The organism is Streptomyces sp. JW3 (assembly GCF_052216785.1).
Taxonomy (GTDB): Bacteria; Actinomycetota; Actinomycetes; order Streptomycetales; family Streptomycetaceae; genus Streptomyces.
The window spans coordinates 19120-35942 of the sequence record NZ_JBQOUX010000019.1; the positions used below are offsets into that span (position 1 = coordinate 19120).

At 73.5% G+C, this 16823-nt stretch carries 17 protein-coding genes; 14 read left to right on the forward strand and 3 right to left on the reverse strand.

What is annotated here, in order from left to right; translation table 11 throughout:
- A partial coding sequence (locus tag ACTT8P_RS10920) for a hypothetical protein (RefSeq protein WP_442831370.1) occupies window positions 1-278 on the reverse strand: 278 nt, incomplete at its 3' end.
- Between the two features lie 60 nt (window positions 279-338).
- Here ACTT8P_RS10920 and ACTT8P_RS10925 point away from each other — a divergent pair.
- The 10 genes from ACTT8P_RS10925 to ACTT8P_RS10970 all read left to right on the forward strand — a co-directional run bounded on the left by ACTT8P_RS10925 (window position 339) and on the right by ACTT8P_RS10970 (window position 10486).
- Complete coding sequence (locus ACTT8P_RS10925; protein ID WP_442831371.1) at window positions 339-1379, forward strand: ABC transporter permease; 1041 nt, start codon at window positions 339-341, stop codon at window positions 1377-1379.
- Window positions 1372-2388: an ABC transporter permease gene (locus tag ACTT8P_RS10930; protein ID WP_442831372.1), complete on the forward strand. Its 1017-nt coding sequence runs from the start codon at window positions 1372-1374 to the stop codon at window positions 2386-2388. Before ACTT8P_RS10925 ends, ACTT8P_RS10930 begins: the two co-directional genes overlap by 8 nt.
- A 32-nt stretch (window positions 2389-2420) precedes the next feature.
- Window positions 2421-3503: a rhamnose ABC transporter substrate-binding protein gene (gene rhaS / locus ACTT8P_RS10935; RefSeq protein WP_442831373.1), complete on the forward strand. Its 1083-nt coding sequence runs from the start codon at window positions 2421-2423 to the stop codon at window positions 3501-3503.
- Window positions 3504-3538: 35 nt separating this feature from the next.
- On the forward strand, window positions 3539-3859 hold the full coding sequence (locus tag ACTT8P_RS10940; protein ID WP_442831374.1) for an L-rhamnose mutarotase: 321 nt from the start codon (window positions 3539-3541) through the stop codon (window positions 3857-3859).
- A 28-nt stretch (window positions 3860-3887) separates the two neighbouring features.
- Complete coding sequence (locus ACTT8P_RS10945; protein ID WP_442831375.1) at window positions 3888-5303, forward strand: BNR repeat-containing protein; 1416 nt, start codon at window positions 3888-3890, stop codon at window positions 5301-5303.
- A gap of 103 nt (window positions 5304-5406) precedes the next feature.
- Window positions 5407-6432, forward strand: a complete 1026-nt coding sequence (locus ACTT8P_RS10950; RefSeq protein WP_361170395.1) for a LacI family DNA-binding transcriptional regulator — start codon at window positions 5407-5409, stop codon at window positions 6430-6432.
- Window positions 6433-6542: 110 nt separating this feature from the next.
- Entirely contained in the window at window positions 6543-7844 is a 1302-nt protein-coding gene (locus tag ACTT8P_RS10955; protein WP_442831376.1) for an alpha/beta fold hydrolase, read from the forward strand.
- A 137-nt stretch (window positions 7845-7981) separates the two neighbouring features.
- The gene (locus tag ACTT8P_RS10960) at window positions 7982-8734 is read left to right on the forward strand and encodes a PIG-L deacetylase family protein (protein WP_442831377.1); all 753 of its coding nucleotides are present in this window, start codon (window positions 7982-7984) and stop codon (window positions 8732-8734) included.
- Complete coding sequence (locus ACTT8P_RS10965; protein WP_442831378.1) at window positions 8731-9621, forward strand: sigma-70 family RNA polymerase sigma factor; 891 nt, start codon at window positions 8731-8733, stop codon at window positions 9619-9621. Before ACTT8P_RS10960 ends, ACTT8P_RS10965 begins: the two co-directional genes overlap by 4 nt.
- Window positions 9622-9661: 40 nt before the next feature.
- Window positions 9662-10486, forward strand: coding sequence for a pentapeptide repeat-containing protein (locus ACTT8P_RS10970; RefSeq protein WP_442831379.1), 825 nt, complete (start codon window positions 9662-9664; stop codon window positions 10484-10486).
- Between the two features lie 29 nt (window positions 10487-10515).
- On the opposite strand, the gene ACTT8P_RS10975 is transcribed toward ACTT8P_RS10970, so the two are convergent.
- Entirely contained in the window at window positions 10516-12084 is a 1569-nt protein-coding gene (locus tag ACTT8P_RS10975; RefSeq protein ID WP_442831380.1) for a cytochrome P450, read from the reverse strand.
- A 101-nt stretch (window positions 12085-12185) separates the two neighbouring features.
- On the opposite strand from ACTT8P_RS10975, the gene ACTT8P_RS10980 reads away from it, so the two are divergent.
- Window positions 12186-12794, forward strand: coding sequence for a TetR/AcrR family transcriptional regulator (locus ACTT8P_RS10980; RefSeq protein WP_442831381.1), 609 nt, complete (start codon window positions 12186-12188; stop codon window positions 12792-12794).
- Window positions 12795-12901: 107 nt separating this feature from the next.
- A complete protein-coding gene (locus ACTT8P_RS10985; RefSeq protein WP_442831382.1) occupies window positions 12902-13627 on the forward strand; it encodes a DUF2470 domain-containing protein in 726 nt (241 codons plus the stop codon).
- 95 nt (window positions 13628-13722) lie between these two features.
- Here the strand turns inward: ACTT8P_RS10985 and ACTT8P_RS10990 are convergent, their stop codons facing one another.
- The gene (locus tag ACTT8P_RS10990; protein ID WP_442831383.1) at window positions 13723-14976 is read right to left on the reverse strand and encodes an FUSC family protein; all 1254 of its coding nucleotides are present in this window, start codon (window positions 14974-14976) and stop codon (window positions 13723-13725) included.
- Between the two features lie 149 nt (window positions 14977-15125).
- Here ACTT8P_RS10990 and ACTT8P_RS10995 point away from each other — a divergent pair, with 149 nt between their 5' ends.
- A complete protein-coding gene (locus tag ACTT8P_RS10995) occupies window positions 15126-16424 on the forward strand; it encodes an ROK family transcriptional regulator (RefSeq protein ID WP_442831384.1) in 1299 nt (432 codons plus the stop codon).
- Window positions 16425-16516: 92 nt separating this feature from the next.
- A complete protein-coding gene (locus ACTT8P_RS11000; RefSeq protein ID WP_442831385.1) occupies window positions 16517-16807 on the forward strand; it encodes a hypothetical protein in 291 nt (96 codons plus the stop codon).
- Window positions 16808-16823 lie beyond the last annotated feature (16 nt).

Genomic DNA, 16823 nt, shown 5'->3' on the forward strand with positions numbered 1-16823 from the left:
GCAAGGCCCGCCGTTTCCGTGTCCCCGGGCAGCACCGGGCGGGCCGGCCGTACCGCCCCGATCGCAAGGCCCGCCGTTTCCGTGTCCCCGGGCAGCACCGGGCGGGCCGGCCGTACCGCCCCGATCGCAAGGCCCGCCGTCCCCGTGTCCCCGCGTACCGCGGGCAGTGCCCACCGCGGGACCTCGAACGCCGGCGCCGCCGCTGCGGTGACCGGGCGCACCACCACCAGGCCCGCCGTCCCCCGGCCCGCGTGCTCCGCCGGGACGGCCGCTCCCATGACCTCCACCGGAAGGGCCACCGCCCCCGTGTCCCCGCGTACCACCGGGAGGGCCGCCGCATGACGGTGACCGCGCCCGACAAGAGCCCCGTCGCCGAGCTGCCCAAGGCCGGCGCCACCCGGCTGGTCGACCGCGTCTTCAAGATGCGCGAGCTGGCCATCCTGGTCGTCTTCCTGGTGATGATCGCCATCACCCAGGCCGGCAACAGCGAGTTCCTGTCCGAACAGGGCATCAAGGACCTGCTGCTCAACGCGACCATCCTGGTGCTGGTGGCCACCGGCCAGTCGCTGGTCGTCATCACCCGCAACGTCGACCTGTCGGTCGGCTCCACCCTCGGCATCAGCGCCTTCGCGGCCGGCACCTATCTGCAAGGCGGTGGCAACGCTGTCATCGCCGTCGTCCTCGCCGTCCTCATGGGCGTCGGCTTCGGCCTGCTCAACGGTCTGCTGGTCAGCCTCGGCCAGGTACCCGCGCTGGTCGTCACGCTCGGCACGCTGTACATCATCCGCGGCATCGACTCCATCTGGGTCGGCTCCCGCCAGATCACCGCGGCCGACCTGCCCGGCGGCTTCGTCGACTTCGGCGCCGGCGGCATCTCCGCGGTGCCCTACCTCGCGCTGATCGCCCTGGTGGTCGTGGTGGCAACGGCGTACTACCTCAAGCAGTTCGGCAGCGGACGCGAGCTGTACGCGCTCGGCTCCAACCCGGAGGCCGCCCGGCTGGCCGGCATCCCGGTGCGCAAGCGCATCCTGGCCGCCTACACCTTCTGCGGCGCCCTCGCGGGCCTCGCGGGCGCCCTGTACCTGGCCCGGTTCGGCAACGTCGACTCCGGCACCGGCAACGGCTACGAACTCACCGTGGTCAGCGCGGTCGTGGTCGGCGGCGTCGTCTTCACCGGCGGCTCCGGCAGCGTCTACGGCGCCGCCCTCGGCGCCCTGCTGCTGACCAGCATCAACAGCGTGCTGCCCGCCCTCGGGGTCAGCTCGGTCTGGGTGATGGCGATCAACGGCATCCTGCTCATCCTCGCCATCGCGGTCGACCGGATCGTCGCCCTGCGGGTGGCGACCGCCCTGAAGAAGAGGAACGCCCGCCATGGCTGACTCGTCCCTCACGCGCGCCGTCCGCTGGGACACCGTCGTCGGCGCCCTGCTCGTCGTGGTCGTCCTGCTGTCCTTCGGTTTCGTCGACGGCTTCGGCAACTCGCTGAACCTGTCGTTCCTGATCGGCAACACCCTGCCGATCGCCCTGATCGCGCTGCCGATGACGCTGCTCGTGGTGGCCGGCGAGATCGACCTCTCCGTCGCCTCCACGGCCGGGCTGTCCGGCGCGGTGATGGGCGCGCTGTGGAACCAGGGCCTGACCATCGAGACGATCATCCCGATCTGCCTGGTCCTCGGCGTGCTCTGCGGCCTGGTCAACGGCCTGCTGGTGACCCGGCTCGGGTTGCCGTCGCTGGCCGTCACCATCGGCACCATGGCCGCCTACCGGGGCATCGCGCAGATCGTGCTCGGCTCCGACGCGGTCACCGACTTCCCCTCCCAGTACCTGGACTTCGCGGCCGGCCGGATCGGCGACACCTTCATCCCGTACGCCCTGCTGCCCTTCCTGGTGCTGCTGGCCATCGCCGTGGTCGCGCTGCACGCCACCCCGTTCGGCCGGGCGCTGTTCGCCATCGGCGCCAGCGAGGAGGCCGCCCGGTTCGCCGGCATCCGGGTCAAGCGGCAGAAGCTGCTGCTGTTCACCCTCACCGGCCTGCTGTCCTCCCTCACCGGCATCTTCTGGGCCCTGCACTACGCCAGCGCCCGCTACGACAACGCCACCGGCCTGGAACTCTCCGTCGTCGCCGCCGTCCTGCTCGGCGGCATCGACTTCGACGGCGGCAAGGGCACTCTCGGCGGCGCGATCGCCGGTGTGTTCCTGCTCGGCGCGCTCCAGAACGTGATGAGCCTGAAGGACGTCTCCGCCCAGTCGCAGATCGTCGTCACCGGCGTCCTGCTCGTCCTGTCCGTACTCGGCCCCCGGGTCGCACGCCAGATCGCCGTCGCGCGGGCCGGACGCCGAGCCGCCTCGGCGCCACCCCTGTCGAAGACGCCAGCCCCCACGTCGTGAACACCCCCGTTCCAAGGACTAAGGACCCCGCCATGCGCAAGTCGTCGATCCGCCGTACCTGTGCGGCCCTGGCCGCCGTCACCTCCCTCGCCCTCGCGGTCACCGCCTGCGGCGGCACCACCAAGAAGGACGTCGCCGACGAGGGCGGCTCGGCCGCCGCGGCCGGCAAGGCCGACCCGAACGCCGCCACCAAGAAGGGCCTGACCGTCGGCTTCCTGCCCAAGCAGGTCAACAACCCCTACTTCACCGTCGCCGACAAGGGCGGCGAGAAGGCCCTGAAGGAGCTCGGCTCCAGCTACAAGGAGGTCGGCACCTCCAGCGGCACCGACACCGCCGGCCAGGTCTCCTACGTCAACACGCTCACCCAGCAGCAGGTCGACGCGATGGCCGTCTCCGCGCAGGACCCGGGCGCCCTGTGCACGGCGCTCAAGCAGGCCATGAAGAACGACATCAAGGTCGTCACCTACGACTCGGACGCCAACCCCGAGTGCCGCAACGCCTTCATCTCCCAGGCGTCCGCCGACGACCTCGGCCGCACCCAGGTGCAGCTGCTCGCCGACCAGATCGGGGGCAAGGGCGAGATCGCGATCCTGTCCGCCGCGCAGACCGCGACGAACCAGAACGCCTGGATCGAGATCATGAAGGACGAGCTGAAGGACCCGAAGTACAAGGACATCAAGCTGGTCAAGGTCGCCTACGGGGACGACGACGCGCAGAAGTCGTTCCAGCAGACCCAGGGCCTGCTCCAGGAGCACCCCGACATCAAGGGGATCATCTCCCCGACCACCGTCGGCATCAAGGCCGCCGCCCAGTACCTGTCCGGCTCCAAGTACAAGGGCAAGGTCAAGCTGACCGGCCTCGGCACCCCCAACGACATGCGCAAGTACGTCAAGAACGGCACCGTCGACGAGTTCGAGCTGTGGGACCCGGCGAAGCTCGGCGAGCTGGCCGCCCGCACCGCCGTCGCCCTGTCCTCGGGCCAGATCACCGGCAAGGAGGGCGAGACCTTCAAGGCAGGTGACATGGGCGAGTACACCATCGGCGCGGACGGCGTGATCAGCCTCGGCAAGCCGACCGTGTTCAACGCCGAGAACATCGACCAGTACAACTTCTGACAGCTCGTCAGTTCCGTTGGGAGGAGCGGTACTTCATGCAGCGCGTCTGTTTCCTGCTCAAGGTCCGCAAGGACAAGCTCGCCGAGTACCGCGAACGCCACGCCGCCGTGTGGCCGGAGATGCAGGACGCTCTCTCGGCCACCGGCTGGCACAACTACTCCCTCTTCCTGAGAGACGACGGCCTGCTGGTCGGCTATCTGGAGACCGAGGACTTCGCGGCCGCCCAGGCCGGTATGGAGGCCACCGAGGTCAACGCCCGCTGGCAGGCGGAGATGGCCCCGTTCTTCGAGTCCCTCGACGGCGCCCGCCCGGACGAGGCGATGCGCCCGCTCACCGAAGTGTTCCACCTCGCCTGACCCTCCCCCCCCACCCCCGGAGCCCCGCATGAGACGACGCACCCTGCTGGCCGGTGCCCTCGCGGCCCCCGTCCTCACCAGCACCGGAACCGCCCACGCAGCCACCCCCGGTCCCTCCGTCACCCGCACCGGCACCACCACACTCGACCCCCAGGCCCTCTACTTCGTCTCCTACGACGGCCTGGTCAACAACAACTCCTTCCAGAAGAACGCCCTGCTCACCTACAAGGGCCACCAGTACGCGGCCTGGTACACCGCCGACCGGAACGCGGTCGTCGCCCGCCGCGCCCTGCCCGGCGGCCCCTGGGAGACCGTCCGCATCGGCCACACCCTGCGCTACGACGACTCCCACAACGTCATCAGCATGGGTGTCTCCCGCACCGACGGCCGCCTCCACCTCAACCTGGACTCGCACAGCGACGGCTTCACCTACGTCAAGTCCGCCGCCGGACTCCTGGACGCCCCGGCCACCACCAGCTGGACCGCGAGCCGCTTCGGCACCCCGGGGTCCACCCTCGACGGCCTCGCCCTCACCAGCCAGTTCACCTACCCGCAGTTCGTCGCCACCCCCGAGGGCCGGCTCCAGCTCAGTTACCGGGCCGGCGTCTCCGGCAACGGCCGCAACGCGCTGGCCGAGTACGACGGCACCAAGTGGACCGCGCTGGGGGAGTGGAGCGCCTCGACCGGCACCTACACCAGCGAGCACGGCAGCTCCACCGCCCGCAACATGTACCTGCACGGCATCGACTACGACCGGCGCGGCCGGCTGCACGCCTTCTTCACCTGGCGCGAGCAGAACGCCGCCGTGATGTGCTCACCGGGCGGCCTCACCAACCACGACACCGGCTATGTGTACTCCGACGACCGGGGCCGCACCTGGCGCAACGACGCGGGGACGGTCGTCGGCACCACCGGCAGCGGCGACCTGGTCTCCGTCACCGACCCCGGCCTGGTCGTGGACCCGCTCAATCCCGACCACTCGCTGATGAACCAGGAGAGCCAGGCCACCGACTCGGCCGGCCGGCCGCACGCGGTCATCTCCTACGTGCCCGGCCGCTTCGGCCAGTGCACCACCGCCTACGCCGCCGACCGCGTTGCCCACGGCCGCGCCTTCCACCTGCGCAAAACCGCCGCCGGCAACTGGCAGAAGACCGAGATCCCGGTCCCGCTGAACTCCAGCCAGCGCACCCGGCTGCTCCTCGACCGCTACGACAACGCCTACGCGGTCCTCCCGTACGGCCGGATCGCCGCCACCTCCACGGCCTCCGGACACACCGACTGGCGACTCCTCTTCGACGGCGCGGACCTGAACGCCTTCGGCGAGGTCCTCGTCGACGAGACCCGGCTGACCCAGGACGGCGTGCTCTCCGTCCTCTACCAGGAGCGGTCCACCGGCACCACGCCCTCGCCGCTGCGCGTCGCCGACTTCCGGCTGCCCGTGTGACGTCCCGCCCGCCCGGGGCGGCGACGGTAGTGTGAAGGTCTTCCGGCCGCCGCCCCGCGTCCCCCGCGCGTTCCCCTAGTTCGACCCTGGAGGTCCCTCCCCGATGGCCCAGTCGGTGGGTATCAAGGACGTCGCCCGTGCCGCCGGAGTCTCCGTGGGCACGGTCTCGAACGTCATCAACCGCCCGGACACCGTCGCCACCGAGACCCGGGCGCGCGTGCTCTCGGCGATCGACCGGCTCGGCTACGTCCGCAGCGAGTCCGCGCGCCAACTGCGGGCCGGCCGCAGCCGCATCATGGGCCTGCTCGTCCTCGACATGGGCAACCCCTTCTTCGTCGACGTCGCCCGCGGCGCCGAACGCGCCGCCCGCGACGCCGGGCTCGGCGTGATGGTCTGCAACAGCGCCCAGAACCCCGGCGAGGAGGCCGAGTACCTCTCCCTCTTCGCCGAACAGCGGGTGCGCGGCGTGCTGCTCACCCCGGCCGAGGCCACCGGCCGCAACATCGACACCTTCCGGCGGCACAACATCCCCTTCGTCCTGGTCGACCGGGTCGCCGAGGGCACCACCGAGTGCTCCGTCTCGGTCGACGACATCGCGGGCGGCGCGCTGGCCGTGCGCCACCTCGCCGACGCCGGACACCGCTCCATCGCCTACGTCAGCGGTCCGCCCGGCCTCAACCAGGTCCGCGACCGCCGCACCGGCGCGCTGCGCGCCCTCACCGAGGCCGGTCTCGGCCCGGACGCGCTGCGCGAACTGCCCACCGAACGGCTCGACGTCGCCGCCGGGCGGGACGCCGGCGCCCGCCTGCTCGGCCTCGCCGACCGGCCCACCGCCGTGTTCTGCGCCAACGACCTGCTCGCCCTCGGCGTCCTGCAGGCCATGTACGCGGCGGGCGTCCAGGTCCCCGACGACCTCGCCATCGTCGGCTACGACGACATCGAGTTCGCCGCCGCCGCGGCCGTTCCCCTCACCTCGGTGCGGCAGCCCGCCCAGACCATGGGCGCCCTCGCCGCCGACCTGCTCCTGGAGGAGACCGAGGCGGCGGCGACCGGCGCGCCGCACCAGCACCGCAAGGTCGTCCTCCAGCCGGAACTGGTGGTGCGCCGCTCCAGCCTCGCCGCCCGCTGACCGTCCGCCGCGCGAGGATCTCCGTATCCCGGGGGCGGCGGCCGCAGGACCCTGTGCTCAACTGGGAACCGATCGTCAATCCGTATGCCCCAGCAGACCGGGAGTCCTCGTTGAGCGTCAGCTACCGCCAGCCCGGCGTCGTCCTCACCGACCGCCGCTTCACCGTCCCCCTCGACCACGCCGACCCCGGCGGGGAGACGATCGAGCTGTACGCCCGTGAGGTCGTCGCGAGCGACAAGGCGGACCGGGACCTGCCCTGGCTGCTCTACCTCCAGGGCGGCCCCGGCTTCGGGGCGAATCGTTTCATCGGCCGGCCCGCCTGGCTCGGCCGGGCCCTGAAGGAGTACCGCGTCCTCCTCCTCGACCAGCGCGGCACCGGCGCCTCCACCCCCGCCAACCGGCAGACCCTCCCGCTGCGCGGCGGCCCCGCCGCACAGGCCGACCACCTCACCCGCTTCCGTACCGACTCCATCGTCCGGGACTGCGAGGCGATCCGCCCCCAGGTCACCGGCGGCGCCCCCTGGACCGTCCTCGGCCAGAGCTTCGGCGGCTTCTGCACGGTCGCCTACCTGTCGCTGGCCCCCGAGGGCCTGGCCGCCGCCCTGATCACCGGCGGACTGCCGTCGCTCGACGCGCACGCCGACGACGTCTACCGGGCCGCCTACCCGCGCATCGAGCGCAAGGTCGCCGCCCACTACGCCCGCTACCCCCAGGACGTCGAACGCGCCCGCCGCATCGCCGACCACCTCCTCACCCACGACGTGGTGCTGCCCGGCGGCTACCGGTTCACCGTCGAGGCGTTCCAGTCGCTGGGCATCATGCTCGGCGGCGGCGAGGGCAGCCACCGCCTGCACTTCCTGCTGGAGGACGCCTTCGTCCCCACCCCCGGCGGCGCCGAACTCTCCGACGCCTTCCAGGAACAGGTCCAGGGCCTGCTGTCGTTCGCGGCCAACCCGCTGTACGCCGTGCTGCACGAGGTGATCTACGCCCAGGACGCCCGCCCCACGAACTGGTCCGCCGAGCGGGTCCGCGCCGAGTTCCCGCGCTTCGACGCGGCCAAGGCCCTCGCGGGCGACGAGCCGCTGATGTTCACCGGTGAGACCATCCACCCCTGGATGTTCGACTGCGACCCGGCCCTGCGCCCGCTGCGCGAGACCGCGGATCTGCTCGCCACCCGCACCGACTGGACGCCCCTCTACGACCCCGCCCGGCTCGCCGCCAATGAGGTGCCGGTCGCCGCCGCCGTCTACCACGACGACATGTACGTCGACACCGGCCACGCCCTGGCCACCGCGCGCGCCGTCCGCGGGCTGCGCACCTGGGTCACCGACGAGTTCGAGCACGACGGCGTCCGGGCCGGCGGCCCCCGCGTCCTGGACCGGCTGCTCGCCCTCGCCCGCGACGAGGCGTGATCCGCGACGAGGCGTGATCCGCGACGAGGCGTGATCCGGGGCGAGGAGTGCTCCGGGCGTGGTGTGCTCCGGGGGTGTGATCCGGGCAAGGCGCGATCCGGGGCGCGCTGTCAGTGGGCCCGGCTAGTCTGCGGAGCATGACCGAGCCGACGACGACTGACGCGCGACTGGAGCCCATGCCCGGCGACTGGCGGCGCGCCCTCGCCGTCGTGGCCCACCCGGACGACCTGGAGTACGGCTGCTCGGCGGCGATCGCCGCCTGGACCGACGCGGGCCGCGAGGTCGCCTATGTCCTCGCCACCCGCGGCGAGGCGGGCATCGACACCCTGCCGCCCGCCGAGTGCGCCCCGCTGCGCGAGCGCGAGCAGCGGGCCAGCGCCGCCGTGGTGGGCGTGACGGAGGTGGAGTTCCTCGACCACCGGGACGGCGTCGTCGAGTACGGCCCCGCGCTGCGCCGGGACATCGCCGCCGCGATCCGCCGGCACCGGCCCGAACTGGTCGTCACCCTCAACCACCACGAGGAGATCCTCGGCGGGACGTACTGGAACACCCCGGACCACGTGGCCGTCGGCCGGGCCACGCTGGACGCGGTGGCCGACGCCGGCAACCGCTGGATCTTCCCCGAGCTGACCGACGCGGGCCTGGAACCGTGGCAAGGGGTCCGCTGGATCGCCGTCGCCGGTTCCGACACCCCGACCCACGCGGTGGACGCCACGGACGGCCTGGAGCGCGCGGTCCGCTCCCTGCTCGAACACCGCACGTACATTGAGGCGTTGACCGACCAGGACCCGGAGGAATACGTGCGCGGATTCCTGCTGCCGTACGCGCGGGAGGTCGGACAGCGGTTCGGCGGCCGGCCGGCGGTCGCGTTCCAGGTGTTCGCCCGATGACCGGCGCGGACACCCCGGAGCACCTCGCCCGCCGGTTCGAGGAGCACCGCGGGCGGCTCGGCGCGGTGGCCTACCGCATGCTCGGCTCACTGGCCGAGGCGGAGGACGCCGTGCAAGAGACCTGGCTGCGCCTGGCCCGCACCGGCGCCGACGGCATCGGCAACCTGGGCGGCTGGCTGACCACCGTCACCGGCCGCGTCTGCCTGGACATGCTGCGCTCCCGCGCCGCCCGCCGCGAGGAGCCGATGGCCGAGGACGGCGGTGCGTTCGTGCCGGACCCGGTGCTCGGGCCGCTGCCGGCCGGCGACCCGGAGCAGCAGGCGCTGCACGCCGACTCGGTGGGCCTGGCGCTGCTGGTGGTCCTGGAGACCCTGGAGCCCGCCGAGCGGCTGGCGTTCGTGCTGCACGACATGTTCGCCGTGCCGTTCGACGACATCGCCGCGGTCGTCGAGCGCACCCCGGCCGCCACCCGGCAACTGGCCAGCCGGGCCCGCCGCCGGGCCCGGGCCGCGGCCCCCGGCGCCGACCCCGACCTCGGCCGGCAGCGCAAGGCGCTGGAGGCGTTCATGGCCGCCAGCCGGGCCGGGGACCTGGAGGCGCTGGTCGCCGTCCTGCATCCGGACGTCGTGCTGCGGGCGGACGCCGGCGCCTCCCTCTCCCGGCTGGTGCGCGGCGCCCGGACGGTGGCCGAACAGGCCAGGTCGTTCCGCCAGGACGCCCTTGAGACCCGTTTCCTGCTGGTCAACGGCGCGGTCGGAGTACTGGCCCGGCGGGCCGGACAGCCACTGTCGCTGCTGACCGTCACCGTCGTCGACGACCGGATCACCGAGCTGTACATCCTGGCCGACACCGACCGCCTCGACCGCCTGGAGCTGACCGCCGCATAATCCGACCGGCGTCGAACGAATGTTCCGTATGCTGGCCGCCATGCGGAACGACACGGCCGAGCGGCCGTCCCTCGGGGAACTGCGAGGCGACTGCGCCCGGTGCTTCGGCCTGTGCTGCGTCGCCCTGCCGTTCGCCGCCTCGGCCGACTTCGCCCTCGACAAGGAGGCCGGCCGGCCCTGCCCGAACCTCGCCGCCGACCACCGCTGCAGCATCCACGACCGGCTGCGGCAGCGCGGCTTCACCGGCTGCACGGTCTACGACTGCTTCGGTGCCGGGCAGCGGGTCTCCCAGGTCACCTTCGGCGCGGCGGACCGGCGCACCGCCGCGATGACCGAGGTGTTCCCGCTCGTGCGGCAACTGCACGAACTGCTCTGGTACCTGACCGAGGCGCTGACCCTGCCGGCCGCCCGCCCGCTCCACGACGACCTGCGCCGGATGCGGGACCGGACGGCGGAGCTGGCGGCCGGCACCCCGGCGGAGCTGGCGGCGCTCGACGTGGCGGCGCACCGCCGTGCGGTCGACCCGCTGCTCGACCGTGCCGGCCGGCTGACCCGGGCCAGACTCGCCCCGGGCCGGAAGCAGAACCGCCGGCGCGCCGACCTGCTGGGCGCCCGGCTGCGCGGCGCCGACCTGCGGGGTGCCGACCTGCGCGGCGCCTGCCTCATCGCCGCCGACCTGACCGGCGCCGACCTGCGCGGCGCGGATCTGATCGGCGCGGACATGAGGGACACCGACCTGACCGACGCGGACCTCACCGGCGCGTTCTTCCTGACCCAGCCTCAGACGAACGCGGCCCGGGGGAGTGCCGGCACCCGGCTGCCGGACTCGGTCACGCGCCCGGCACACTGGGCGGCGGACGCCTGACGCTCGCGGCCGGCCTCCGCCCGCCGGCGTCAGTCACCCACCCGATGCCGCACCGGACAGCGGGCCTCCGGCCCTTCCGGCCCTTCCGGTTCCCGGGCCGGCACGGGAACCGACGACATCTCGGACGCGGCGGACGCGGCGGACGTGGTGGACACGGCGGCCTGCGCGGTCCGGCGCTCGGGCCGCAGCCGCAAACCCGCCGGCATCAGGGTCAGCCGTTCCGTCACCCGCAGCCGGTACGCCGGGTCCGGCCGCAGGTCGTAGCGGCGCAGCAGCAGCCCGAGGACCAGCGTCGCCTCGTGCAGCGCGAACTGCCGCCCGACGCAGGCCCGCGCGCCGGTCCCGAACGGCTTGAAGGTGTGCGGCGCCCGGGAGCGCACCGCCGCCGCCTCGAAGCGGTCCGGGTCGAACCGCCCGGCGTCCGGCCCCCACACCTCGGGATCGCGGTGCAGCATCGGCGTGAGCACCAGGGCCCACGCGCCGCGCCGCATCGGATGGACCCCGCCGAGCACCGTGTCCGCGCGGGCCTCCCGGGCGAACGCGGGCGCCGTCGGCCACAGCCGCAGCGACTCGTCCAGCACCCGGCGGACGTACCGCAGTTTCGCCACCTGCTCGTAGCCCGGCGCCGCCGCGTCGCCCCACACCCGGTCCACCTCGGCCCGGGCCCGGTCGGCCACCTCGGGATTGCGGGAGAGGTAGTGCAGGGCGAAGGAGAGCGCGCCCGAGGTCGTCTCGTGCCCGGCGACCAGGAAGGTGATGACCTGACGGCGCACGTTCTCGGCCGACAGCCGCTCCCCGGTGTCGGGATGGGCGGTCTCCAGCATCCGGTCCAGCAGGTCCCCCGCGCCCGACCCGGACCGGCGGGCCCGCACCAGGTCGTCGACGGTGCGGTTGAGGTGGGCGATGTCGGCCGCGTTGCGGCGGCTCGCGCGGCGCAGCAGCCAGGGAGTGAGCGGGGCGGGCACCGTGTTGCGGCGCTGCGCGAAGGTGAGCGCGCCGACCATCGCGGTCACGAAGGGATGCGGCCGGGACCGCTCGAAGGACCCGAAGTCGTGCCCGAACCCGGTGCGCGCGATCGTCTCCAGCGTCAGCTTGGTCATGTCCCCGGGCACGTCGACCGTCCGGCCCGCCGCCCCGGCCCGGTCCCAGTGGGCGATCAGCCGGTCCGCCACGGCCAGCATCATCGGGTGGTAGCCCGCCATGGCCTCCCGGCTGAACCCCGGGGCCAGGACGTCGTGCGCGAGCTGCCAGTTGGGTTCGTGGTTGTACGCCGTGAACAGCCCGTCCCCGGCGACCGGACGCAGATTGGCCACCCCCAGGCCGACGTGCTTGGCGAACCGCGCGTCGTCCGCCAGATCGGCCGCGAGCGCCGCGCCCCACACGAACACGAACTCCTTGCCGAAGGCCCGCCGCCGGAAGATCGGCCCCAGCAGCTCCGCCTGGCGCATCGTGTCCTGGAGCGGAGTGCTCCGGCTCGCCCCGAGCACATCCCCGAGCAGCGGGACCCGGTGCGGCGGACCGGGTATTCGCCGCAGCTCGGGCCAGCCCAGCTCGGCACTGCGGAACCCTTTCGGCAGGCCGTCCCTCGTCTCCGCCATGACGCGATCTCCGTGGTGAGTGAGCGTGTTGTACTCCGGTTCAATAAGGCGCCGCCTCAGTCTCGACCCGTTGTTGAACCGGCGTCAAGTAAAGTGCGGGCATGGCCGCCGACCAGGGCACGCGCATCCGCCGCCGGCTCAGCACCGAGGAGCGCCGGGAGCAACTGCTGTCGGTGGGCGCCCGGTTGTTCTCCGAGAGCCCCTACGACGACGTGTGGATCGAGCGGGTCGCCGAGATCGCGGGCGTCTCCCGAGGGCTGCTCTACCACTACTTCCCGGCCAAACGGGACTTCTTCGCGGCGGTCGTCGAGCGGGAGAGCGCGCGGATGCTGCGGATGACGGCGGCGGTGCCCGGCGTCCCGGTGCGCGAACAGCTCGCGGCCGGCCTCGACGCCTATCTGCGCCACGTCGAGGAACACGCCCACGGCTACCGGGCCTTCCACCGCGCCGACGCCGCGGGCGACCCGGCCGTGCGCCGCGTCTACGGGCAGGCGCTGGACGCCCAGCGGCGGCAGATCCTGGCCGCGCTGGCCGCCGACCCCGGTTTCGGCGCGGCGTTCGCGGCGCGGCCCGACGTGCGGCTGGCGGTGCGCGGCTGGCTGGCGTTCACCACCGCGATCTGCCTGGAGTGGCTGCGCGAGGGCGAGCCGTCCCGGGAAGCGGTGCGCGACCTGTGCGCCCGCGCGCTGTTCGGCGCGCTCGCGCCCTGACACGGTACGCCGCGCGTCCTGAAGGTCTCGTAAAGATCACGCGCCGTGGTTGGCGCGCACCCCGATCTTCGGTAGGTTAGGTGAGGCTTACCTAAGAGGAGGTTGGGATGGCAGACAGCCAGACCTGGACCGCCGCGCCCGCGGCTGCCGAGCGTGCCCGGTCGATGCTCGCCGCCGCGTGGTCCTGCGCGGTGACCGCGGAGGGCGGACGCGAGGAGCTCGTCGGCGCGCACACCGTCGCGGACGACGGCCGGGTGCTGCTCCAGGTGCCCGAGGACAGCGCCCTGCTCGGCGCGGCGATCTGCGCGCCCCGGGGGGAGCCGTCGGCCGTCCTGGAGTTCGCCGACGTGGCGCCCGTCCCGGTCCGCGGCCGGATCCGGGCCCGGCTGTGGATGGCCGGCTGGATGGCCGTCGAGGAAGGCCAGCTGGCCTTCCACCCCACCCGCGTGGTGCTGCGCGAACCGGCCGGCTCCGCGGTGGTGGACCGGGACGAGTTCACCACCGCGAAACCGGACCCGCTGGCCACGGCCGAGGCCCGGCTGCTGACCCACCTCGCCGACTGTCACGGCGACGCGGTGGAGCGGCTCACCCGGCTCGTCGACCCGGACAGCCTGCACGGCGTCGTCCGGGTCCGGCCGCTCGCCGTCGACCGGCACGGACTGACCCTGCGCATCGAACGCGCCGGCGCCCACGGCGACGTACGCCTGCCGTTCCACGCCCCCGCCGACGACGTCTCGCAGCTCACCGAGCGGATGCACGCGCTGCTCACCCAGGCGAGCGCCACGGCCTGCCCGCGCGCCCTCCAGCGGCAGCGCACGGAGGGCGACGGGTGACACGGGGACGGGTGGCACGGCGACGGACGAGCCGGCGACGGACGAGTCGGCCGGCCGGTCCGCCGGTGACCTGAGCGCCGTAGCGCGGCCGTGGCTCAGGCGGAACGCCGGCCGGCGGCACCCCGCCGGCGCGCCGGTCGCCCGCGGCGCAGCCGGTCCCGCAGCCCGGTCAGCCGGGGCAGCCGTTCGCGCTGCTCCCGGGTGTGCCGGTCCAGTTCCTCCAGCAGCCGGCGCGACCGGTGCTCGGTGTCCATCTCGTCGATGATGCGGTTGACCTCGGTCAGCACCGCGCCGTGCAGCTGCCACTGCCGGGCGTCGCGCTGCACCTGGGCCAGCAGCAGATGGGCGAGCCGGTCCCGGGTCACCGCCGCCTGCCGCAGTTCGGCGGTCAGCCGCTCCTCCGCGGACTCGGCGTTCTCGCTGGCGCTCGTGGTCACCAGCACCGCGAAACTGACCACCGCGTCGCCGATCTCGGACAGCAACTGCTGCACGGTCCCGCCGGTCTCCGCCGGGAACAGCGGCTCGGGCTCGCGCTCCTTGGCCAGGTCGGTGAGCGTACGGGCCAGCACCCGCAGCACGACCGTGCAGATCTCCAGCGTGTCCAGTCCGGTGCGCAGCACCACCCGGTGCAGCAGCCCCTCGCGCACCCGCGGGTTGAACCGCAGACTGTCCTCCGCCTGCCGCAGGTCCTCGTCCACCTCGGAGATGTCGTGGTCGAGGTCGCGGGCCTCGTGCAGCCGCGCCGCCGCCTGAAGGAACGGGGTGTTGTCGGCGGCCTCCTCGCCCACCCGCAGCATCAGCTGCCGCAGCCGCCGCGCCAGATCCTCGATCGACGCGCCGGCCTGCTCCACCCACACCGGGGGAGCGAGCACCAGGTTGAACGCCAGCCCGACGATCGCCCCGATCAGCGTCTCCACCACCCGGGCCCAGGCCAGCGCCCCGTGCGCGGTCACCCCGAGCACCAGCATGGCGCTGATCGCCACCTCGGCGGTGAACTCGTGCGCCCGCACCAGATGCCCGACCCCCAGCGCCGCCACGATGATCAGCGCCAGACTCCACCAGCTCAGCCCCACCACCGAGCTGAAGACGATGGCGACGAGGACTCCCGCCACCACGGCGTTGACCCGTCGGATGCTCATCTTCAGCGTGGCGTACAGGGTCACCTGCACGACCAGCAGCGCGGTGAGGGGAGCGGTGAGCGGCGCCGGCTCGGGACTGAGCCGCACCGCGATCACATAGGCGATCGACGCCGCGGCCGCCGAACGGAACGCCTGCACCACCACGGGGTCCCGGTGCGCCGTCTTCAACGACCGGACCAGGGCCGCCGACCTCTCACGTACATCCAGCATGATCGGAAGGTAACCGCAGGCGCGCGACTCACTCCGCTCCCACGCGCCACGCGGGCCGCCCGTAATTTCCCGGCCGACTTAGTTCAGGATATGAATTAAGGTATCTTGCAGGTCGGGTACGAGATCTGCGGGGGGTCGGAGGGAGCCACATGGCGGGGCGGAACGGGCGCACGGTACGCGACCTCAGAAGGGCCAACCGGACGGCCGTCCTGCAACGGCTCTACTTCGACGGCCCGCTCAGCCGCTTCGAACTGGGCCCCGCGACCGGGCTCAGCTCCGGCTCGGTCAGCAACGTCGTCGCGGACCTGGTCGGCGACGGACTGGTCGAGGAGGCCGGCAGCGTCGACTCCGACGGCGGCCGCCCCCGCACCCTGCTGCGGGTGGCACCCGGCAGCGGCCACCTGATCGGCGTGGACGTCGGCGAGACCCGGGTCCGCGTCGAACTGTTCGACCTGACCCTCACCGAACTCGCCCGCGCCGAACGCCCGCTGACCCCGCAGCGCTACGACGTCGAGGTGGTGGTCGGCCACATCCGGGACGGCATCGCCGAGGTGCTCGGCGCCGCCGACCTGGAACCCGGGCGGCTGCTGGGCGCCGGGGTCGGCGTGCCCGGCATCGTCGAGCACACCCCCGACCGCGGCGCCGTGGTGCACGGCCAGACCATCGGCTGGGACGCGGTCCCGCTGGAGGCGCTGCTGCGGGCCGGCTCCCCGCTGCCCGACACCGTCCCCTACCTCATCGACAACGGGGCCAAGACCCTCGGCCAGGCCGAGATGTGGTTCGGCGCCGGACGCGGCGCCCGCACCGCGGTCGTGGTGCTCTTCGGCTCCGGCGTCGGCGCCAGCCTGGTCACCCCCGACGTGGAGCAGGGCCGGGCGGTGGAGTGGGGGCACCTGACGGTACGGGTCAGGGGGCGCCGCTGCCGGTGCGGCGCGCTGGGCTGCCTGGAGGCGTACGCGGGCGCCGAGTCGCTGCTCGCCCGCTGGCGCGAGGCGGGCGGCCGGGTCCCGCCGGCCGGCGCCACCGACGACGAGGAGACGGCGCTCACCGCGATGCTCGCCGCCGCCCGTCCGGCGGGACAGGACGCGGCGGACCCGGTCGCGCTCGCCGTCCTGGAGGAGACCGCCGAGTACCTGGGCGCCGGCCTGTCCGACCTGATCAACCTCTTCCAGCCGGAGCGGATCATCGTCGGCGGCTGGGCCGGCCTCCAGCTCGGCACCCGCTTCCTGCCCGCCGTCCGCCGCCACGCGCGCTCCTACGCGCTGCGCCACCCGGCCGGGAAGGTCACCATCGACCTGGGCCGGCTCGGGCCGGACGCGGTGACCGTCGGGGCCGCGATCCTGCCGCTGGCCGGCTTCTTCGCCCGCGGCGGCCGCCGCCCCGAACCGGTGCCGGAGTACCCCCTGCCGGCCTGGCGCACGGCGCTGAGCGAGCGGGCGCCGCGCTGAGGTTTCGCCGGCCGGCCCGGAGGTACCCGGCACCGCTCGTACCAGCACGGACGCCCGCGTGCGGAACGCGGACCGACCGGAGGGAGAGCGCCGTGACCGACCACCGTGCCGAGGGACCCGGCGAAAACGGTTCCCCCGTGCCGCGCGACATGCCGGACCAGCAGGCCGACGCGGGGGAGGACCCCTGGGAGGTCGCCCCCGGCCTCGCGGCCCGCGAGGACGCGGCGGCCGACGCCGGTGCCGCCGAGGACGGGGCGACCGGTGCCGACGGGGCCGCCGCCGACGTACCGGACACCGACGAGGCGGGCACCGGCCGGCAGGGCGCCCCGCACTCGGGAGCGGTCCACCCCGAACACCCCGTACCGGACGAGTCGTCCGGCTGAGAGGCGGGCGCCCACC